Annotated in this window: 17 protein-coding genes and 2 pseudogenes; 10 read left to right on the top strand and 9 right to left on the bottom strand. The window is 60.3% G+C overall.

Translation table 11 applies throughout. From position 1 onward, the window contains the following. Positions 1-21: 21 nt before the first annotated feature. Both PJE01S_RS22390 and PJE01S_RS25410 read right to left on the bottom strand, forming a co-directional pair. A complete protein-coding gene (locus tag PJE01S_RS22390; protein WP_068835938.1) occupies positions 22-951 on the bottom strand; it encodes a helix-turn-helix domain-containing protein in 930 nt (309 codons plus the stop codon). An 81-nt stretch (positions 952-1032) separates the two neighbouring features. Beyond that, positions 1033-1368 carry a fumarylacetoacetate hydrolase family protein gene (locus tag PJE01S_RS25410; RefSeq protein WP_157090445.1) on the bottom strand — a complete coding sequence of 112 codons (336 nt, stop codon included), beginning with the start codon at positions 1366-1368 and terminating at the stop codon, positions 1033-1035. 15 nt (positions 1369-1383) lie between these two features. Between PJE01S_RS25410 and PJE01S_RS22385 the strand changes: the two are divergent. After that, a pseudogene (locus tag PJE01S_RS22385) lies at positions 1384-1599 on the top strand (IS3 family transposase); the annotation flags it as partial. A gap of 107 nt (positions 1600-1706) precedes the next feature. On the opposite strand, the gene PJE01S_RS22380 reads toward PJE01S_RS22385, so the two are convergent. Next, a complete protein-coding gene (locus PJE01S_RS22380) occupies positions 1707-2804 on the bottom strand; it encodes an IS630 family transposase (RefSeq protein WP_169804422.1) in 1098 nt (365 codons plus the stop codon). Positions 2805-2962: 158 nt separating this feature from the next. On the opposite strand from PJE01S_RS22380, the gene PJE01S_RS22375 reads away from it, so the two are divergent. The 4 genes from PJE01S_RS22375 to PJE01S_RS22360 all read left to right on the top strand — a co-directional run bounded on the left by PJE01S_RS22375 (position 2963) and on the right by PJE01S_RS22360 (position 7082). Further along, positions 2963-3208 (top strand): transposase, encoded by a 246-nt coding sequence (locus PJE01S_RS22375; protein ID WP_068835935.1) that lies wholly within the window; start codon positions 2963-2965, stop codon positions 3206-3208. Positions 3209-3535: 327 nt separating this feature from the next. Beyond that, positions 3536-4609, top strand: coding sequence for an ABC-three component system protein (locus tag PJE01S_RS22370; protein ID WP_218017554.1), 1074 nt, complete (start codon positions 3536-3538; stop codon positions 4607-4609). Positions 4610-4611: 2 nt separating this feature from the next. Then, positions 4612-5106, top strand: a complete 495-nt coding sequence (locus PJE01S_RS22365; RefSeq protein ID WP_068835933.1) for a three component ABC system middle component — start codon at positions 4612-4614, stop codon at positions 5104-5106. Next, positions 5106-7082 carry a DUF3732 domain-containing protein gene (locus PJE01S_RS22360; protein ID WP_068835932.1) on the top strand — a complete coding sequence of 659 codons (1977 nt, stop codon included), beginning with the start codon at positions 5106-5108 and terminating at the stop codon, positions 7080-7082. Before PJE01S_RS22365 ends, PJE01S_RS22360 begins: the two co-directional genes overlap by 1 nt. A 911-nt stretch (positions 7083-7993) precedes the next feature. Here the strand turns inward: PJE01S_RS22360 and PJE01S_RS22355 are convergent. Together PJE01S_RS22355 and PJE01S_RS22350 are read right to left on the bottom strand one after the other, a co-directional pair. Next, a complete protein-coding gene (locus PJE01S_RS22355; protein WP_068835931.1) occupies positions 7994-8446 on the bottom strand; it encodes a hypothetical protein in 453 nt (150 codons plus the stop codon). Continuing rightward, positions 8409-9011, bottom strand: a complete 603-nt coding sequence (locus PJE01S_RS22350) for a MarR family transcriptional regulator (RefSeq protein WP_068835930.1) — start codon at positions 9009-9011, stop codon at positions 8409-8411. The genes PJE01S_RS22355 and PJE01S_RS22350 overlap by 38 nt, the downstream gene beginning before the upstream one ends. An 832-nt stretch (positions 9012-9843) precedes the next feature. Here PJE01S_RS22350 and PJE01S_RS22345 point away from each other — a divergent pair. The 4 genes and pseudogenes from PJE01S_RS22345 to PJE01S_RS26100 all read left to right on the top strand — a co-directional run. Further along, entirely contained in the window at positions 9844-11943 is a 2100-nt protein-coding gene (locus tag PJE01S_RS22345; RefSeq protein ID WP_068835929.1) for a hypothetical protein, read from the top strand. A gap of 2 nt (positions 11944-11945) precedes the next feature. Further along, entirely contained in the window at positions 11946-14651 is a 2706-nt protein-coding gene (locus tag PJE01S_RS22340; RefSeq protein ID WP_169804421.1) for a site-specific integrase, read from the top strand. Beyond that, positions 14648-15481 carry a hypothetical protein gene (locus PJE01S_RS22335; RefSeq protein WP_068835927.1) on the top strand — a complete coding sequence of 278 codons (834 nt, stop codon included), beginning with the start codon at positions 14648-14650 and terminating at the stop codon, positions 15479-15481. The genes PJE01S_RS22340 and PJE01S_RS22335 overlap by 4 nt, the downstream gene beginning before the upstream one ends. A gap of 379 nt (positions 15482-15860) precedes the next feature. Next, positions 15861-16002: pseudogene (locus PJE01S_RS26100) on the top strand (IS5/IS1182 family transposase); the annotation flags it as partial. Here PJE01S_RS26100 and PJE01S_RS25405 read toward each other — a convergent pair. From PJE01S_RS25405 to PJE01S_RS22315, 4 genes are all read right to left on the bottom strand, one after another. Next, positions 15977-16264: a hypothetical protein gene (locus tag PJE01S_RS25405; RefSeq protein WP_068835926.1), complete on the bottom strand. Its 288-nt coding sequence runs from the start codon at positions 16262-16264 to the stop codon at positions 15977-15979. The pseudogene PJE01S_RS26100 and the gene PJE01S_RS25405 overlap by 26 nt on opposite strands. Positions 16265-16442: 178 nt before the next feature. Further along, positions 16443-16715: a hypothetical protein gene (locus PJE01S_RS22325; RefSeq protein WP_068835925.1), complete on the bottom strand. Its 273-nt coding sequence runs from the start codon at positions 16713-16715 to the stop codon at positions 16443-16445. An 87-nt stretch (positions 16716-16802) separates the two neighbouring features. Next, entirely contained in the window at positions 16803-17816 is a 1014-nt protein-coding gene (locus tag PJE01S_RS22320) for a Bug family tripartite tricarboxylate transporter substrate binding protein (protein ID WP_068835924.1), read from the bottom strand. 69 nt (positions 17817-17885) lie between these two features. After that, positions 17886-18842, bottom strand: a complete 957-nt coding sequence (locus PJE01S_RS22315; protein WP_174548576.1) for an alpha/beta hydrolase — start codon at positions 18840-18842, stop codon at positions 17886-17888. Positions 18843-18933: 91 nt separating this feature from the next. Between PJE01S_RS22315 and PJE01S_RS22310 the strand changes: the two genes are divergently transcribed. Beyond that, the gene (locus PJE01S_RS22310; protein WP_169804419.1) at positions 18934-19833 is read left to right on the top strand and encodes a LysR family transcriptional regulator; all 900 of its coding nucleotides are present in this window, start codon (positions 18934-18936) and stop codon (positions 19831-19833) included. Positions 19834-19885: the final 52 nt, after the last annotated feature.

The raw sequence follows: 19885 nt of genomic DNA, 5'->3' as shown, positions 1-19885 counted from the left end.
GCGGTGCCAGTTCTGGCGTTTTCACTGCCGCTGGGCTTTTCTCCAGGCGGCCGGCGCCATGCCTTTGCGCCTTGAAAAAACGCGCGTCAGGTGGCTCTGGTCGCCGAATCCGCAGGCGAGGGCGACATCGGCGATCGAGCGCTGCGGATCCATCAGCATGCGTTCGGCGATGAGCAGGCGCTGGTCGGTCAGCCAGGCGTACGGTGTCTGCCCCACGCTCTGGCCAAAAGCCTGGATGAAATAGCTGCGCGACAGCTGGCACTCAGCGGCCACCGCCGCCAGCGTGACATCGCGACCGATCTGCTCGAGCATGAAGGCCTTGGCCCGACGCACCTGCGCGGCCGACAGCTTGTGCCGCAAGGGTGGCCGTACTGCGCGGGCGCTGCTGTAGTTTCTGGTGAGGTGAAGGCCCAGCGCCAGGGATAGGTGATCGATGAGGAGCGCGGTCGCGTCGCCGGGATACCGGACAGCAGCCCGCATGGCCGCGCACAAGTGTCCCAGCACCGTATCGACCCGACCGGGCGGACAGCTCAGCGAGTCGACTCTCCGCAGCCCGAGCTCATCGGCATACGCGTTGATGCTGTCGCGGGGGAAATGGAACACCATGAATTCGAAGGGGCTGCAGATATAGCCAAAGGTCTGCTCCTGCAGATTGTGCAGGTGTATGGCGCCCGGCGCTGCGGGGCCGATTTGGCAAGAGGCCTCGCGTGTGACGAACTTTCGCGTGCCGCCGGGAGCGATATCGACATGCAGGAGATAGGCATCGTCCTGCATCAGCGGGGCGAGCACGAACAGGTGCGGCTGTTCGTACGCCACGTGTGCGACCGAGACACTGGCACCGGGCGAAGGCGCTTCCCGCAGGCATTCTACGGTGTCGACGCCGTAGTGCCGTGAAACCGCCCGCCCGAAAGCTGAGGCCTGCGGCGGCGTGTTGTCGGATTGGTGGATCATCGAGTTGCCGTCCTGTTCTTCAATGGATCACAAGATGTGCGCATGCGGGCAAAAAACTGCAACGTTTGGCGTGAGCTTAAGTCACGGCAGCGTCCGGCCCGGTTTGCGGCCGGAACTACCAGAGTTCTTCGCCCGCCAGATCTCCTGACCGAAACCGGTTGGGCTTGATGAAGAACGACAATACCAAAGCGCCGCCGACCGTGCGGCGGTGCTGCCCGACGGCACGATGGCGAACGGACTTTTCGTGAAATATAAGGGCGCGCTCCGTTCTACGGTGCGGCCCATCTCTTTGGCATGATCGAGGTCATTCAGGCCAACGCAGAAGATCCTACGAACGGGATAGATTGAATCGGTTCCCTCGATGGGAACGGACGGAACGACCAGCGGAAGCGCCTCCAGCTCCTGCACCTGATCCAAGCCGCTGACCGCTAGGACAAGGCACCCACCGAGAGTCTGCGGGGCCGCTTGAAGGTCGGCAGGCTGTACGGCAGGCGGTTTGCCACCCGGCGTGAAACCATGGACGAAGTGATGGACAGGCTGGCGTTCTACAACCATAAGAGATTGCACTCGACGCTGGGCTACGTCAGCCCGATGACGTTTGAGCAACGCTGGATCGCGGCCCAGCAGCAAGAAAGGAAGTCCGCATAATGGGCCGCCTATGGAGTGTGGACAACAGGGGCAAGGTCACTCTCGGCAAATTCATACATCGGATGAATTTAGAAAATCTATGTCTCAATGTCAAATATGTTGACCATCTAGTGTCCTGAGTTAGAAATTCGCAAACAAAATCTCTCAATGCTTGCAAGGATTTCATCTGCGGATTTGGCCCAAACGAACGGCTTTGGGTTGGCGTTGTGAATGTCCAGGTATTGTTTGATCGCTTGCTCGAGTTGCCGTGTCGAGCGATGGGTGCCGCGGCGGATGTATTTGTCTGTGAGCGTGGCGAACCAGCGCTCGACCTGGTTCAGCCAGGACGCCGAGGTGGGCGTGAAGTGAACATGGAAGCGAGGATGCCGAGCGAACCAAGCCTTGATCGTAGGCGTCTTGTGCGTGCCATAGTTGTCCATTACCAGATGCACGTCCAATTCGCTGGGCACATTGGCTTCGATGGTGCGCAGGAACTGCAGGAACTCGCTGCTGCGGTGGCGCCGGTGCAATTGGCCGATCACTTCGCCCGTGGCGATGTCCAGTGCCGCAAACAGCGTGGTGGTGCCGTGGCGCATGTAATCATGAGTGCGCCGCTCGGGGATGCCGGGTGCCAATGGCAGGATGGGTTGCGTGCGGTCCAGCGCCTGGATCTGGCTCTTCTCGTCGACGCACAGCACCATCGCCTTGAGCGGCGGATCCAGGTACAGCCCCACGATGTCGCGCACCTTCTCGACAAACAGCGGATCGCTGGAGAGCTTGAAAGTCTCCTGGCGATGCGGCTGCAAGCCAAAGGCGCGCCAGATGCGGCTGACCGCTGTCTGCGACAGAGCCATCTCGCGCGCCATGGTGCGCGTGCTCCAGTGGGTCGCGCCCGCTGGCACCGATTCCAGAGTCTTGGCGATCACCGCATCGACGCGTGCATCCTCGATGCTGCGCGGTGCTCCGGGGCGCGGCGCGTTCAGCAGTCCGTCCAGGCGTTGCTGGACGAAGCGGGTACGCCACTTGGACACCGTCTGGGGCGTGACGCGCTGTCGGGCAGCCACAATCTTGTTGTCCATCCCATCGGCGCAAGCCAATACGATACGCGCTCGCAAGGCCAACGCCTGCGCAGTCTTGCGACGCATCGTCAGTGCCACAAGTTGCTCGCGTTCGGACTCGCTCAACACCAGTTGCGCCTTCGGCCTTCCACTCATCACCGCCTCCATCGTGCTCACACACTACACGACAGATTAGGCAGTCGGAGAATAGTTCGTCATCCCTGAGAAACCCCTGATATCCAGCATCCATGCGGGTTAACGGGGTGGTGAGACGGCCCAGAGATTGCAAGAATTGGCGCTATTAAAGCCTCAAACCTTGCAAACTCATGGCCCTGCGCGAGACGACTCAAACGGCAGAAGGCGACCTGTTCCGCCAGGAACTGGTCAATCTGATCAACCTGCGCCATCCGCTGGTTCAGCTGGCCCAGAAGATCGATTGGGAATCTTGCGAGCAGCGCTTTGGCGGCCTGTACAAAGCCGGCATTGGCCGCCCCGGCCATCCCATCCGCCTGATGGTCGGGCTGCAACTGCTCAAGCACACCAGCAACGGTCATGTTCTCCGTAAGGGATGACGAGTATTTCCTTCACGTCGGCATGTTTCAGCGCCGCGCGGATGTTGGCGATCTGGTTGTTATCAGTGATGCGACAACGCTAAGGCGCTCCGCTATTGCCATATCGACGATGTCCAGACGCAGCACGCCGTGCGCGAGCAGATGCCACTATACCTGTAAGATTGTGTTGCAATTAGGTCAGGGGGCTGAATGACAACATCGACGGGTAGGGGGGCCTCGCGGTCACGACGTAAAACCGAGGTTCCAGGTCAGGCGCTGGGTTACGGGCTCCAGTACACCCGACTGCTGCATCTCCTGCTTGTGGCACCCGAGGGCACCTCCTGCAGCATGGAGGTCTTGGACGACGTGGCCCAAGAACATGCGCAGCTAGGTGTGCACCTGGTCCAGAGCAAGAGCGCGCTCACCGCGAACCCGGTGGCAGATCGGGCCAAGTCGCTTTGGAAGACGCTGTCGAATTGGGTCGCCCTGGCCGCGGAAGGCGGCTGCGATCCGGACAGCACGCTCTTCGAGATCTACGTGTCGCGGCCGGTGACAGCCACGATCGTCCATGCTTTCGCCGAGGCCGCGACGTTGGACGCCGCTCGCGCTGCCGTTTTCCAGGCACGTACCGCGCTATGGGGCGAGGCCCCGGCCTTCGCGCAGCGAAGCGACGTCGCTTCAGAAATCGCGTCTTACGTTGAGAAGGTCTTCGACGCCGATCAGGATCTGGTGGCGCGGGTCATCAAGAAGTTCCGGCTTACCTGCGGCTCCGGCAGCCCGCAGGCTGACATCGAGGCCGTCATCCGCACCCATCCGGTGTCGCCAAGCAAGGTCCGGGACATCGCGGATCACATGTGCGGCTTCGTGAAGCGCCGCGTGGACGAGCTCCTGGAGGCGGGTAGGCCGGCCATCATCGGACGCGATGAATTCAAGATTGCGTATGACGCCTACGTTCGCAAGATCGATCGGGACACAGTGCTGCTGAGTCGCGCGAAGGCGCCGAGCTTGGACGAGTCGCAGGGCTACCTGCCCAAGATCTTCGTCCAACAGCTCGAAATTATCGGCATGACGTTCGAAGACAAGCTCGAGGCTGTAAGCGACTACCTGATGGCCGCCGCGGACCGCACCGACTGGGCCGTGCGCGGCGAGGTGGATGTGACGTCGCTTGATGACCTCGATGCCACCCTCAAGCGAAACTGGAAGAACAAGCGACTCGCCTGCAAGGTCGCGCACGCCGGCAAAGCGCAGGACCAGCAGGGGCAGGCGCTGTATGCCGACTGCATGCAGGTCAGCGCGTCAGTGCAGGCGATGGACCCGCCCGAGCACTTCATTCCGGGTTGTTTGCACCGACTGGCCGATGAACTGTCGATCGGATGGCATCCCGACTACGAGCAGCACCTCAAGGCGAAAAAGGCGGCGTGACGATGCTAGTACGCGAGGCACAAAACGTCCAGAACCCGGCATTGGGCGCCGCCGTCATTTGGCGCTTCTGCTGTGGCTACGTCGAGTCCCAGGCCGCGGGCGACCCGCCGCCGTTGCCCGTGCTCTTCCTGACGTTGCCCATCGTGCTGCACCAGGCGACCGCCGAGCTGCTGCAGCGCACTAGGATCAGCTCGGGCCTTCGCGCCTTCGCGGCCAAGTTCGGCGATTCGACTGTCTCCAAGCAAGACCTGCTGCTCCAGCTTCATGACCGCGCCCTGCGATGGCGTGTGCTGAGCTTGCAGTCCATCGAGTTGGCCACAGCGGGACGGCTGATCCACCTCACGGACGCGGGTAGCGCGGTTCCTTTGTCGCGGACCAAGGCGCGGGGCCTGCCTGACGAAGTGAAGCAGCTCTTGGCGGACGCAGAGAAGCTCGGCGCCTGGTGTGGGCGGCTTACGCTGCACGAGATAACAACAACGCTGAAGGTGAGGCTCTGATGTTCTTCCAGATTCGCGCGATCGTGCTCTGGCCCCGGAACCCCGAATTCAAGCCGCGTCGCCTGCTGTTCGATCTGGGCAAGGTCAACGTCATCAGCGGCGCGTCACGGACGGGCAAGTCCGCGGTCATCCCCATCATCGACTACTGCCTTGGCTCCAGCACGTGCTCCATCCCCGTCAACACCATTCGCAAGTATTGCGAGTGGTTCGGAGTTGTCGTGGCGACCGATCAGGGCGACAAGCTGCTGGCGCGCCGTGAGCCCGGCGCGCAGCGCAGCACCGACGATATGTTTCTGATGGAGGCCGACAGGATCACCGAGGTGCCGCTGCGCATCGTCAAGAACACGAACGCCGACACCGTGAAGCGGCTGCTGGATGACCTCGCCGGCCTGTCGAAGCTGGACTTCACCGGTGGGGACGACTCGGCCGGCTTTGACGGCCGCCCGAGCTTTCGGGATCTCGCGGCGTTCACGTTCCAGCCGCAGAACATCGTGGCCAACCCGGACGTGCTGTTTTTTAAGGCCAACACTTACGAGCACCGCGAGAAGCTGCGTAAGATCTTTCCCTATGTGCTGGGCGCAGTGACGCCGGCCCTCATGGCCAAGCAGTTCGAGCTGGGGCGTACACGTCAGGAACTGCGCCGCAAGGAGCGCGAGCTCAAGGATGCTCAGCAGGTGTCGGCGCGCTGGCTGGCGGACCTGATGGTCAAGTTCAGCGAGGCCCAGGAGTTGGGCCTGACGTCCAAGCTTGAGCAACAGCCCACGCGAGGGCAAATGATCGAGCTGCTGGAAGAGGTCGTCGCACGCACGGATCTGACTCTGTCCGTCAGCACCTCGACGATCTCTGATGCGTTGCGCGAGCTCAGCGGCCTGGACACTGAGGAGCGCGAGGTGTCGCGCGAGCTGACCACGCTGAGGCATCGGCTCGAGGAAATGAACCGCATGAGCTCCGGCGTCGACCAGTACGAGGCGGCGATAGGGCTTCAGCGGGGACGTCTCAAGTTATCCAGTTGGCTGGTCGCACACACGGACGGCGCGGCAGATTGCCCCATGTGTGGCAGTCACACCGACTCGGCAAAACGCAAGCTGGAGGTGCTGTCAGCGCGATTGCAAGAGGTTGAAGCCGAGGCCGGCGTCGACAAGGAAGTGCCCGCCGCATTTGATCGTGAACTGCAGCGCGTGACGGCCGAAGTGGGGCAGGCGACGGAGCGATTACGGTCCGTTCAGATTCGCAAACGTGCCTTGTCCGGTCGCTCTAAGGAGGCGAGTGAACGTCAGTTCGCGGCGAAGAAGGCTGAGCGATTTGTCGGTAACCTCGAGTCCGCCCTCGATCTTCACCGGAGCCTGGGCAGCGACAGTGACCTTATCGATGAGGTGGCCCGACTGCGGGAGACCGTTCAGCGGTTGGAGGCGGAGCTTCGCGAGCAGGATGTCGACTCCCGCAAGCGCCGAGCCTTGCTCGCGGTCAACACCCATGCGGGTCGCCTTTTGCCCTTCTTGGATGTGGAGAACGCCGATGACCCCATCTCCCTCGAAATAAGCGACCTGACGATCAAGGTGCGGGGCGCGGAGCGCGATGACTACCTGTCTGAGATCGGCAGCGGCTCCAACTGGCTCTCCTACCACCTGGCCATGCTGCTGGCTCTGCACCAGTTCTACTTGGCCCAGCCGAGCAGTCCCGTACCCGGCTTCATGGTGCTGGACCAGCCCAGCCAGGTGTACTTTCCGAAGCGCGTCGTGACACGCCCGGATGAAGAAGTCGAGGAGCCGCTTTTTCGGGATGAAGACATCGATGCCGTTCGCAAGGCATTCGAGGTCATGGGGCAGGTCGTGCTCAAGGCCGAGGGCAAGCTGCAGCTCATCGTGCTGGACCACGCGTCCCGCGATGTGTGGGGCGATATCCCCGGCGTGGTTGGGCTGCGCGAGTGGCGGGACGGGGTCAAGCTCGTACCCATGAAGTGGCTGAACGAAGCCTGACTCTCGCTATTTTCTCAACTAGCTACCTATCGCTGCCGGAGGGCGGCTTCAGGGGGCTGAATTGCGCGAAATGTGGGACCGCATTGGGTCGAGAGCGCCAGCTGGCGACCTGTGAAGGCTGCCGCTGGCTAGTGACCCGCGTTGGGAGAGCTCAGATCACCGGCGCGGTGTCCAGCGATCGGGCGGTTCCGAGGTACAGCGGCCATCCGCCTCGACGGAAGACGAATGGCAGGTTCCGGCAACGGCTGTCGTTCAACCGCAGAACCTCAGAGACAGCCCCAGTCTTGAGCGGAGATTGAAGGCAGCGGCATGAACTTCCTCTACCGAAACCCGTCACGCGCCCAATGGTCAACTCGAAATGCAACGAGATTTGTGACGACACAGACCTCGTCACAAACCTCGACACAAAGCAAAACGCCCACATGAAGTGGGCGTTTCCTACCAGCCTAGAGGGCATGGATGTTGGTTGCGCGGGCAAGATTTGAACTTACGACCTGGGTTATGAGGCAGATGCAACCATTGCGTATCTGCATTGGTTGCTAACTACTTGGAAAGACTTCAAGTGACCTCAAGTGGAGAATCTTCAATCAAATCAATGAATTAAGAACGTTGAATCTGTGACACGCATCGCCAGTCCAAACCGGTCAACACCACTTAAGTCACAAGCAGCAAACAAAACACTTTGCAAACTCTTGCTGCAAGGATAGCTAAAAACATGACCTTTGGGCATTATTTTTAGGGGCGGATGGGGCTACACGCCAGCGACCTTCTTGGGCAGCTTATATCTGTGTCTTAACTGTAGCCAAGGGCAAGAACAATGTCCGCGGTGTTGCCGCGAAGGCAATGAAGCCGTGGTGCAAATAGAAGTCAGCCGCCGTTTGATCTTTGGCGTCACCGGTCTATTGAGTGGTTCAAGCAGTAGGTTTAAGTAATCTCGGATGGTGCTTCTTCAAGTGCTTGAGCAGTAGCACCTGAAGATGAGAAGCCTGATCAATGCATTCGGCCACCATGTCAGCCGTGACTATGTCACCGGTGTAATCGTTGGAATTGCGTTTGCGTCGCAGGGCGTCCAGCACAACCCAGGTTTCGTTGTCCACACCCAATGTGAGCGGTAAAGATTGAATCAGCGTCACGTGATGCCCTGGCTCGCTGGTGGAAGGCCGGTAACCGCTGGCCATCATGGCGGCCAGTGAACATTGCATGACGGCTTTATAGGCGGCATCAAAGCGGGTTTCGTCGCTCACCTTTGATACAGCCGCATCCGCCAGATTGCGCTCCACCGAAGCCAGCAGCCGCACTATCTCTGCGGCCGTAGGGGTGTGGTCTTTAAGTTTGCCTATGCGCAATAAGTTTTGCAAAGTCATCTTCACCTCCAATTAACCATATCTTCGGGCTGACCGCCACGCTGCGGGCAAAGCCATCACCGCCTGAGAATTTTCTAGAAAAATCTTTGGTGGACATTGGCGTGGGATTGACCTCGCGCGCCAGCGCGACCTGCACATCAGCCAGTGCAAGCACAACATCGGAAAATCCGGCGCTGCCAAGCACCATTACATCTACATCGCTGGTTGGACGCTCCGAGCCCGAAGCGACCGAGCCATATACAAAAGCCAGCTCCACCTTACGGCCCAATGGCATCAGTGCTTCGCGGAGCACGTCAGCTAGACCGGCCGTCTTGCGCAGCAAGCCAGCCAATTCGGCAAACACGGGACATTGAGGGTTAGCCTGGTAATGCACCTGACGCCCCACCTCCTGGCGCAGCAACAAACCCAGATCAGACAAGGCGCGTAACTCTCGGTGCAGCGAACCTGGCGACGTGCCGGTAGCGCGCGCCAACTCGCGTACATGAATCGACTTGTCCGGATGAAGGAGCAAAGCGCTCAACACGTTGGCGCGGGTTTGACCAAACAGATAATTAGCGATGGACATTTCGTTCTTTATTTTGCTTCAATTGTAGCAAATATTAGAACAACAACCACTCTTTTTATCCATGTTTAAAAAAGCCTGGCGCGCTCGTAGACGCCTTGGCCAGTAGCGGGCGCACCGGGTAATGGCCGGTTGGCTGCTGATCTGTAAGCGACCCCGCTCACTCATACCCATTGCACCCAATGATCAGATCAGCCTGCTACCGTGAGTCTATTTGCAGGACACCAGCTGTCTGCAAAAAACTTAAGCTACAACTTGCGACCTTGGGGCAACTTGGGATATATTCCAAGCGTGCACACTGCACCGGCCCTCTTGATGCCTATCAGGATGCGGCTTCCACTGATGTGGACGGAGCTCGCTGTCGTGACTTGCGTCTGAAATGAATGCCTTGAGCAGAACCATTCTGATTAATGGTATTTCTATGACCTATTCGACCATTGGTTGATCAATAGTGGAGGGCTCGCTCCTTCATTATTGGCACAGCGATGCATTCTCACTATTGCGATGCCACCATCGCTTCAACGCAGAAGCCTTACGCGTTTCACAACCGACCGTATTGGTGATCCGTCGCCGCTTCAACCCCCAGCCTACCAAATAGCCTCCAAGGCTTAGTCCGTTCACGGACCTACCAAGTCGCCCGACATATCGGCGCGCGCTGACCGCTCTCAGCCAACTTTTAAGCCACGCGTTCCTGGTCGCGCGTAGCTTTGTTTCGACCAAATTTTTTGGCATCTGGGCGTGGGTGTCTTTTCTCTTTGTGTTTCCTTTTTCTTTTCTTTGTCTTTTTGTTGTTCAGCTTTGAGCTTTTCGATTTTTAACTTGAGAGAAATTCAACATGTTAATGAAAGTACACCCCGAACTTGAGCCTTTGCAAAGGCTCCGCACAGCCATGCCCGTCGCTTGTCAACAGACTCTCGAGCTGTTAATTGGAACTGTCACCATCCCGATGGACCAGCCAGCATGTGCCACCGCCGTCGCAACACTGGTCAATTGCCTTCTCGACTACTCCAAGGATATTCGGTACGTTCGACCAGAGTTTCAGGCCCTGTTGGACGACGCCCAGATCATCGCTGACGCCGTTACAGAGCACGCCGAGGAAATTCAGGGAACCCCGCCCAACGGCCAGATGGATAGCCGTAACGCCACGTATCCATCCTGGGCACTGCTCATCTCACTGTGGCATGGGCAGCAGCCACTGCGCACCGCCTTGGGCGCAGAAATCGCACTGGCCTTATTGGAGCGAGGGCAGCTAAACACTCGCTACTGCACGCAGTTAAGACGCGATGCCGGCAAGTACGGTCGGCCGGTGCCAGGAGAAGACCGTGACATAGACGACCTTAAAGATCTCAAGTTTGGGCGCGGCTGGTTGGCGCGGTATCAAAAAATCGACAGGCAAGTGCGCCGACGTGTCGAATTACTGGACCCGAACGGTCCGGTCCGGCCCGAGCATGCCAACCCCAAGAACCGTTTTGATCTTCTGGCGCGCCTCAAATGGAGGTTCGAATACCCAGACCCCAAACATCGGCAAGGTGGACTGGATGACAGCCATCTTCCGCCGGCGCAGTATCGCCGCGTCACATCGGCAGTTCGCGACAAGGTTGAGCAAGGCGATTGTGCGGCCGTCGTTCAGGCGATCTCAATGTTGAACAGTCTCACGCCAGTCCTGACTCTGAGTCTGCCTCTGATCTCTGCGAAGACTCCGCTTCGGATTCTGGGACTTGACATCGAGCGCGGCGCGCTCGTACTCGACTTGCGGCCGCTGTTTCCGGGTCGCAAAGCCCCCTCCCTGAGCACCAAAATTCTATTCCACGCCAGCGACGACATACTGATCATTCCCCTCCCCCTTTTTCTCGCCGAGGAACTCCGGCGGCGTCTGAGCCGTTTTCCTGAAGCGCAATTGCTGGGTGACCTCGTGAGCTGGGTCAGGGTGGATCACCGCGCTTCACTGATCACGGACGATGAATGCAAGCTGGTCTCGTCACTGGCGCGCGCCTCCAAATCCACGGGTGCGATGGCCATCATGGCAGGCAGCGATCGCCTGGTGGCAGCTTGTATAACCTGGGATTTTTCCTTTGTGGGATCCGCGCGCATGTATTACGCGCGCTTGACCGGGCGCGACATTCACGCCGGCTGCACGGCGCTTTACGCGGATATCGGCTGGGGTGCCCCCGCAATAGAAGAATCGCAGTTGCGCGCCGCAGGCTCGCTCTGCACGCTCACGAAGGACGGCACAAGAAGAATGTTCGACCAGTTGGCTCAATTGAGTCTTGAATCATGGCCCGGACGGCGCGCCAACTTTGACACCTTACTCGACCACCATGCGTGCTACACCCACTATTCCGTCGCGCTGATTTCCTTTTGTCTGGGTCTTCGCGAGGTGCATGCCTACCGCCTGCTCGCGCATGAGCTGATGGACGGACAGGTACAGATCACCATCCATGACAAACAAGGTGGCGATCGGCTGATGGCTCAACCGGTATACCTGAACAGCCTGGTGCGCGAACAAGTCCGCCAATATGTGGGGCATTGCCAAGCGCTGTCTCAGCGTTTACACCGCCTCAACGATCCTCAAGGCCTGCGTTTTGTCGAGGCCATTGACAAGGCACTGCGCGGTGATGGCGCCCTGTTCCTATTTCGCTCCCCGCGCGGTGGCGTTCGACCGGCGGGGTCCCACAACACTTGGGGCGCATTTTCTGAAGAATTTCGGGTCCCCGGCAACGTCGGTCGGCATTTCTGGCAAAACACGCTGCGCGAGCAGGGGCTGGGCTCACGCGATATTGATCGCTTCATGCGCCATCGTGTGGTGGGTCTGGAAAGCAACACCACATCGCAAATGGCCTCGCCGCGGCAGTCTTTTGTACGCCTTGAGCAGGTCCAGCTTCAGGTCCTGACCGCCCTGGGGATTGGCGTCGTGTCGGGTCTGCGGAAGGTATGACCATGGCAAAACCCGGCAAGCCCCCACGCGCGTTCAAGACATCGCTGTTCACCCGCGATGCTACACGTCGAGCGCACTTCATTCACTCGGCAAATCTAGGGAGCGCCAGCCTGCGCTTCGATGCCTTTCAGGGCTGGGTTCTGAACAAGGGCCTACAGACCCTGGATCAGTCAAGCCTGGTGCTGGGCTGTCTGGTGGGCTTTGATGGCTTGGCCACTGACAACGACCTGCGCGGTGCCTATGACGCCTGCACCAACGCAGCCCGATGGAGCAACGCGCTGCGTATCGATTGGCTTGACGGGCCGCGAATCAATGCCCGCGACTTGAGTGCCCCGACCACTTTGGCGCTGCAACGTGTCGAGCAGTGGCTACCCTTTGAAACCGCGCAAAGTCTTCTGATGCAGCAGGTCTTGCGCACACCTCTTGGAGATGCCTACGCCAAGTGTTCGGTCCCGGCCTGGGAACAGCTTCGGCAAGACGGCATGGCATGGCTGCAGAGCACCCTCCCACCGATCTTTTATGGGCATGTGGGTGAGGCCGCCCGCATGAGCGCCCTGCCCCGAAGTGCCCTCGCACGCGAGCAACACAAGCTGGCGCTCAAGATTGAAGCACTGGACTCGCCAGAAGAAGCGAGCCCCAACGACACGGCCTACGCGCGCGCGTTCGAGGCGGCGATGCTGGGCCGGCCACCTTCTGCCCTCTCGGGCGGCCAGTTCCTCAAAAAACTCACCGATGCGCTCAGGCCGCCCGTCAAGGGGTCGAATGCCGCCAAACGCAGCAAGATTGTCGAGGCACTGCGACTTCTGGCCGCTGAAATTGACCACGTTGACGAGGTGTGCGCCCTGCTTTACGTGTTCGCCCTTGACCTGGTCGAAAACGGCACAAGGCGCAAGAGCAAGCTGGCGCCCACCACGCCCTACGACTACATCCAGAGCTTCGCGATTGACTTCCATACCGAAGCCGGCGGTTTGCACCTGGCTGGCATCGGACCCGAGCCCTATGCCCGGATCTACGGCAAGCTGCTGAACGCCACGAACACCATCGCCAGCTATCGCGTGGCGGGCCTGAAGGCCTTCCATCTTTTCTTGCGTGCGTGGTGGACCGTGCCGCGCCTGCCGCTTGAAGTATTCAAGCTTGAAATTGATACGCCAGTCGCCGCCAACATGATCTGGCAGCATGAGCGCAAGCTCCTGGGCCAGTGGCTCGGCGAGGTCGAGCCGACCCGATTTACCCAGCAGCTTGGCACGGGCCTTGCCATCACCGGGCATGCCATGGTGCGGATCAGCGAGCTCATGGTGTTGCGACTCATGAATGTGATTGACGAGGGCGATCACCTCTGCATTGAAATTGCCCGACAGGTCAGTGATGGCAAGGAAAAATCCAGCGAAGGGCGCCGCAGAGTTTTCATCAAGGACGCCGAGTCGGTTAAACAGATTCGCGCGTGGCGCGCACGTCGTGTTCAAGAAAACGCCAGCCCGAACGACTACGTCTTTGGTGATCCGTCCGACCCAAAGAAACTGGCCGACACCGGCAAGATGTATTTCTGGATGAGCCGGCTGCTCAAAACGGTGACCGGCGACGATACCATCAGTGTGCACATCCAGCGCCACAGTATCGCCAGCCATCGTTTCGTGCCCATTTCGCTCGATGACAGTGACTACGAAATCAACCCGGTTGATGAACTGGCCAACGAGGCTGGGCATTCAGGTGGCCATGTGACCACGGTGAACTACTGCCACCTTTTTGAGATGGGCCTGCGCCAGTCTTTGGACAAGGGGCTGCACCACCTTGCGATCGGCTACGCGGCAGTTACCGACTGGACCCACATCCCTGCGACGACACTGCGTCAGCGCGTGAGCCGTTCCGAGCTTGGTGTCGCGGCGCAAAGAGAAATCTTGTGGGGCGCCCTGAAAGGGGCTGCGGACCAAATTCAACGCCCCCCCGTCAGTCAATCCTGCGCGCTGGTCGCGCCCGACAACCCCTTGCTTTCCCTGAAGCCAAAGGCCTTGGGCTACCCGCAAGTTGTTGGCGTGCTGAGCGACATCGCACGCGGCCTGTCGATTGCACAATCCAGCCTTCGCCAGGACCTGAAGGAGTCCCTCGTCATTGAGGCCATCAAGCTGGTTGGCGTCTTTGCTGATCGGCATGGTGAACCAGAACTACTTGATCAGCTCACGCTGGGTAGCAAAGCACTCAGGGATCACTCTGGCGGGCTGCTTGGTCTGCGACCAGATTTTTCCCGGATGTCGCAGTCACGCTGGGCGCTATTGCCGGGTGCCGTTGAACGAGGTGATCGCTGGATGCTGACCGAGGCGACGGACTACTGGCAGCGCACACTTTGCAAAGAGCATATCGCTGTCAGGCCCGGCCCAGGCTGGGACAAGTTCGTGGAGCTGCTCAAGGAGGCCGGCATCAACACCAGCCTGATGGCCATCAAGTGGTCAATCACCCCCACATCCGAAGCCGATGTTTTGAACGCCTTGGCCCTGGCCCAGGCGACGGTACGGGTCAGGCTGGGGAGTTCTGTGACGCAGATCCAGCAGGCCCCGCGCGCTGGTCGTCCGACCATCTGGCTGGTCATCGGGTCCGACACAAAGCTCCTGGGCGTGGATGGCAGTGGCAGCTCCATGACCGGTCTGCAATGCGCCATGCTCTCGGCCCATGTCTGGCTCAAGTTGATCGAAAAACTCAACCAGGAAAAATTATGAGCAACCCCATTCTCACGCCAATACTGGAGCTCAAGCTGACCGAGCTGACCCCTGTCTTTGAAGCCCACCAGCTTGAAGAAAAGGCAACAAGTCTGCTGCAGGATCTGCGTACCCTGCTGGATACAAAAACACTTTTACAACACACCGCCCTCACGCATACCTTTAGGCTGGTGGTCGATGATCGCCAGGAACCGGGCGTGCTGCTCGTCATCGGGCTGGCGTTGAGCAATCAACATGTTCTAGACTTCCAATACGAAACGAGGTCACTCGGGGCGATGGAGCAATTAATCCTGGAGGACCGGAAAAAGGTGGTGAATGCCTGTAGAAACCTGCCGACACAGTCCGCCCTTGTGGCCATCGAGTTTTCACAGCGGATCTCTGCGGCCTGCCTGAATTTGCCGGTTGAAGATATTCAGCCCGAATTGTCCAAACGACTCAAAGTTCTGTTGGGCGTGAAGCGCCGCAATTGGCACGGAGTCCTCACGGATCATCCATGGCAACATCAACTACCCGCGATCGCGAAGTACGAGTGGCGTAGCGAGCTGCTTAGCGTGCGGGTTCAGCTGCAGCGGGAAAGGCGGGGATTCTCATTGCGGTTGATGCGCCCTGACTCACTTCCGACCTTAATTCGGTCGGTCCAAAAACTTCGGATGCCAGAGCGCCCCGCAGATATCGATAAGGCAAGTATTTTGGATCGCGCTGAATACACCAGATCACCTATTGATATGGTGATTCGGGCTGGGAGTAGGCCCGGCTCGGATCAGCTGATCGTGGCAGATTTCGTGGGCTTCAAGCTCGCGGATCAGGCCAAAGTGTTGCCGCCGAATTGATCAGTTCAGGCGAGAGGTGCCGATACGTAATTGACCAGCGCGAAGCCGGAGCGTGAGGCCAAAACTCCAGGAATTCGATGAGCGATTGAACTCGACCTTCTTTTCGTCACCAGATCTGGGATTTATGCGGGCTTAACTATGTTCCGGTGCTCGTCCTAACTAGGCTTAACCCAGGCACCACCTTCCGTTTCAGTTTTCCCGTCGTCCACCGTGTTTTGTTCATGACTAGTGCTTCTATCGGGCAAAGTGAGGCGGTCAAAGGTAGGTTGTCGAAACCGCTTCAACTGACTTCAGACATTCGGGCTTCGCAAAAGCAGACGCTCTACGCCCCCGCTCGAGCCGCGCATTGCTTTAACGTGTCGGCTCGAACCCTACTTGCCGCCTTCCCGACCGGGTGAGCATTCTGCGCTTTCGCCATTTGCTTGAAGCGCATCAGCTGATGCGAGCAGCTCATGGCCAGCATCAATGCTGCGCTGGCGGGAAAAGGGTTGATGCTCAAGGCGGGCGCGGTCGTGAACGCCTTCTGCGCCTGACCACATCGAGCCACTCCATGCTCGGGACGTGGTCGTCGGCGGGTGACAGCAGGCCGTGCGCCCAGTCACTGGCGTGCAGCAGGGCCAGAAACATATCGTCAGGGGCCGTGGCCATGTAGCCGTCGTGCACCTGGTCGCTGTTCAGCCGGTGCGCCAGCACGTCGATCTGGGCGGCGATCACGTTACGGCTGTTGTCCTGCAGGCCACATTCGGTCAGGGGCGGCACCAGCTTGGCCAACACGGCCAACACGGCGATCTCCAGCGCAATTACTTCATCAGTTTTAATGGGTTCACTCCTTTGTTGAAGCCCTGTTAATCGAGGCGTGACAATGGGTTAAAAAAGGCATCAAGGCCTAAACCTCGGGGCGTAAAGTCAGCCGTTGGTGGCAGGCTCCAACCTGCCCATCGTGATCAGCGAGACATTCGTTTCAATGGATCGCAGCGATCTCCTTTGCCGCGTCGCGGGCGGCGCCTTCCTGATGCCGCTGGCTCTTCGATATTCGGGATGGCTGAATCCCATTGAACGTGGTCGCAAACCAGATGTCGGGCACGGCCCGATGGATTGCTTGATGGGGGCGTTCGTCGGTAAGTGCTACGTAGACTTCCGTCCAACCCAAGCCTTCGCTCGACTGAAGCATCGCGACATCGCGAGTCGACTCAAGAGCAGTCTGGTCGCGCCGGTACTCGGCGTTGCTGGTCAACGCACAGGCAGGGTTGCCCGCTGGCTTTTCCATTTCCGCCCCATTTCAGATAAACGGGGCTCACCCCAGGGCAGTCCTTCATAGTATCTAGTCGCTGCTTGCACTGATCTTGCCGCGCTTGACTGCCTCCTGAAGCTGGCGCTGGCTGTTCTGCACATACGCCTCAAAATCTTTCACGCTGTGCGGTGGTGCAATCTCCACGCCCATCTTGGCGAATTGCTCGACCACCGCGGGCTGCTTGAGCACGGCGGCAACGGCCTCGTGCATCTTCGCCACAATGGCCGGCGGCATACCCTTGGGCGCGAACATTCCAGTCCAAAACGCGAAGTCGATGTCCTGGAGTCCCGGCGTTTCGCCCGCTGAGGGGATGGCTTTGTTGCCGAGGTCGCGCTTCTTGCTCAGCACCGCCAGGGCCTTGACCTTCTTCTGCTCGATCATGGGCAGCAACGCTGGTAAGCCGACGATGGCGAGATCGATGTGACCACCCAGCACGTCCGTGGTGATGTTGGAAGCGCTCTTGTACGGCACCAGTGGGACGTTGAGACCGGCGCGCACCTTGATGTTTTCCATGGCCACGTGGGGCAGCGAGCCGCTGCCAGAGGTGCCGTAGCTGATCTGCCCTGGCTTGGCCTTGGCCAGCTGGATCAGTTCGGCCAGGTTGTTGGCGGGCAGGTCGGGGCGGCCGATCAGCACGATGCCGCTGGTGCCGATATTGGCAATCGGCGTCAGGTCGGCGATCTGGTACTTGGCCGTGGCGTTGGTCAGGGGCGCCAGCGCCACGTCCGAGGTGATACCCATGAGGAAGGTGTAGCCGTCCGGCGCCGCGCCGATGACGCGCTTGACGCCGATGGTGCCGCCCGCGCCCGCGACGTTCTCGATCACGAAGCTTTGGCCCAGCACTTTGCCGAGTTCCTGCCCGAGCAGACGCGTCATGGCATCGAGCGAGCCTCCCGCTCCGTAGGACACGATCAGCCGGACAGGGCGGTTGGGATAGCTGGCCGCATCGCTCTGGGCGAGCGCGGGCGCGCTGCTGGCGGCAAGACCAGTGGCCATGATGAACGCGGCAATGCGCGCAAGCGTCGAGCGTTTGGAAGGTTGCATGTCAATGTCTCCGGGGTAAATGAATAGGTGAATAGGAATCGCGCGGCCGGACGTGCCGCGGCCTGGCGGTCAAAGGCGTTGGGATTCCAGCCAGTGCAGGACCTCGCTGAAGACGTGGTCGCTGTTCCGGTCCAGCATGGGGAAATGCGAGTTGCCATGAATGCCGTGTACCGGCAAATCCAGCGTGGCGTAGGGCTGGCCGGCGAGGATTGCGTCGTGCCAGTAGCTGTCGGCTGCCGAGCGGTAGCCCGCCCAGACGGGATGCCCGGGCTTCAGCAGGTGATCGCCCCAGACAGCGAGGTGTGGCTGCGGCGCCCCGGCCGCATTCCCGCAGGTGCCGGCGGGCTCGATGGCCACCACGGCGCGCACCAGGCGGGGATGGCGCTGCGCCGCGGCGATGGCGTAGCCTCCGCCCTGGCTGTGCGCCACGATGATGCAGGGCCCCACCCGTTCGATGAGCACATCGTAGGCGGCCTGCGTCATGTCCTCGTGGTCGGCCCAGCGGGGGACCCACTGCTGCGCGAAATCGTCGAAAGCCTGCACCGGGAACTGCTGGCCCACAAACGGACGGCGACGCCCCGGTTCGCTGTCGTAGCCGCCCTCCGGGCCGATGCGAAACATGTGCCATGCCTCCTGCTTCGTGCGAAACAGCGGCGCCTCTGCATAAATCTGCGGCCAGGGCGCCCACGAGGCCCGACCACGTTCGGCCGCATCCGTGACGAAGGCGTCGAAGCCGGCCTCGAGAAGGCGCCAGAGCCAACCGGTGCGCCCGTCCGGGGTGCTTTCCCAGTGACTGCCTGTCATGCCGCCTCCGTGCCATAGCAGCACAGGCAAGGCATGCCGTGGCGCAGCCAGACGGTATTCCTGTGCATACATCTGGCCGACCACGTAGTCGCCGTTGGGGTCCACCACGCGCGGCGCGCCACCGGCCACCGTGCGCCGATGTTGCGTTGGCAGCCCCGCCAGGCGGCGGCCATGCCCGCCCACGTGGAAACTGCCGATGGATCGCAAGGTGACGGAAGACATATGGGGGAGATGGGCGATTGGTTGGAGACCTCCGATCCTCCGACTTGCAGGCTTTGACGTAAATCGCAAAGAAATTGATAATTTGTGCATCATGCGCATCAATGTCGACTTACCGGACTTAGAGGCCTTGTGCGTACTGGCGCGCTGCAGCTCCTTCACCGAAGCCGCCCAGGTCTTGGCGCTGACGCCCTCGGCCTTGAGCCGCCGCATCGCCAAGGTGGAAGATGCGATTGGCGGGCGTCTTGTGGAGCGGACCACCCGTTCCATGGGACTCACATCGCTGGGGCAACGCCTCGTAGGGCGCATGGCGCCCCTGCTGGAGATGGTGGACGGTTGCCTCGTTGACGCCTCGGATGTGGCGGCCGGGCGCCAGGGGCGGCTGTCGGTGGGTTGCATTGCCACACTCGCTCAGTCGGTGTTCCCACTCGCGCTGCAGCAATTCCATGCACGGTATCCCGAGGTCCGCATCAGCCTGCGCGACAGCCACGGCGCGCAGGTCCGCCATGCTGTCCTGGAGCGCGAGGTCGAGTTCGGATTGACGCCGCTCTGGGAGTCCCATGAGGAACTGGTGGCGGAACCGGTCGCGCAGGACGCCTACCGGCTGGTCTGTGCCGTCGATCACCCGCTGGCGGATTGCAAGGTCCTGCAGTGGCGCGAATTGGCGCGCTGGAAGGTGCTGAGCTTCAACCCCGGCAGCGCCACGCGCCAGCAGATCGACGGCGTGCTTCGGGCCGAGGGCATTTCCCTGCCGTGGTTCGACGAGGTGGATTCACTCTCGGCGCTGATGGGCCATGTTGAACACGGCGACGTGGTCGCCGTGCTGCCGGCCCTCGCCATGGCGGTCGGCGCGCACCTGGCGAGCGTCGCGCTCGAGGGGCCGCGCATCCAGCGCGCCGTCTATCTCATCCGCCGACGCGATGTGACATTGAGCTCGCCTACGCAGTTCCTTTGGGACGCGCTGCGAGAAACGCTGCATGCTCGAGAGATTTGAGGCTTTCAGATAGTGACCTGTTGGCGCCGATTGAATCTTGACCCCCGGGGGG

The sequence above is a fragment of the Polaromonas jejuensis NBRC 106434 genome, assembly GCF_001598235.1.
GTDB lineage: Bacteria > Pseudomonadota > Gammaproteobacteria > Burkholderiales > Burkholderiaceae_C > Polaromonas > Polaromonas jejuensis.
This window is presented reverse-complemented; position numbering and strand designations above follow the sequence as displayed.

Bases quoted from the DNA above. Each gene is read 5' to 3' on its own strand.
- PJE01S_RS22390 (WP_068835938.1), bottom strand. From the start codon at position 951: ATGATCCACCAATCCGACAACACGCCGCCGCAGGCCTCAGCTTTCGGG.
- PJE01S_RS22380 (WP_169804422.1), bottom strand. From the start codon at position 2,804: ATGGAGGCGGTGATGAGTGGAAGGCCGAAGGCGCAACTGGTGTTGAGC.
- PJE01S_RS22375 (WP_068835935.1), top strand. From the start codon at position 2,963: ATGGCCCTGCGCGAGACGACTCAAACGGCAGAAGGCGACCTGTTCCGC.
- PJE01S_RS22370 (WP_218017554.1), top strand. From the start codon at position 3,536: ATGGAGGTCTTGGACGACGTGGCCCAAGAACATGCGCAGCTAGGTGTG.
- PJE01S_RS22365 (WP_068835933.1), top strand. From the start codon at position 4,612: ATGCTAGTACGCGAGGCACAAAACGTCCAGAACCCGGCATTGGGCGCC.
- PJE01S_RS22360 (WP_068835932.1), top strand. From the start codon at position 5,106: ATGTTCTTCCAGATTCGCGCGATCGTGCTCTGGCCCCGGAACCCCGAA.
- PJE01S_RS22355 (WP_068835931.1), bottom strand. From the start codon at position 8,446: ATGACTTTGCAAAACTTATTGCGCATAGGCAAACTTAAAGACCACACC.
- PJE01S_RS22350 (WP_068835930.1), bottom strand. From the start codon at position 9,011: ATGTCCATCGCTAATTATCTGTTTGGTCAAACCCGCGCCAACGTGTTG.
- PJE01S_RS22345 (WP_068835929.1), top strand. From the start codon at position 9,844: ATGTTAATGAAAGTACACCCCGAACTTGAGCCTTTGCAAAGGCTCCGC.
- PJE01S_RS22340 (WP_169804421.1), top strand. From the start codon at position 11,946: ATGGCAAAACCCGGCAAGCCCCCACGCGCGTTCAAGACATCGCTGTTC.
- PJE01S_RS22335 (WP_068835927.1), top strand. From the start codon at position 14,648: ATGAGCAACCCCATTCTCACGCCAATACTGGAGCTCAAGCTGACCGAG.
- PJE01S_RS22320 (WP_068835924.1), bottom strand. From the start codon at position 17,816: ATGCAACCTTCCAAACGCTCGACGCTTGCGCGCATTGCCGCGTTCATC.
- PJE01S_RS22315 (WP_174548576.1), bottom strand. From the start codon at position 18,842: ATGTCTTCCGTCACCTTGCGATCCATCGGCAGTTTCCACGTGGGCGGG.
- PJE01S_RS22310 (WP_169804419.1), top strand. From the start codon at position 18,934: ATGCGCATCAATGTCGACTTACCGGACTTAGAGGCCTTGTGCGTACTG.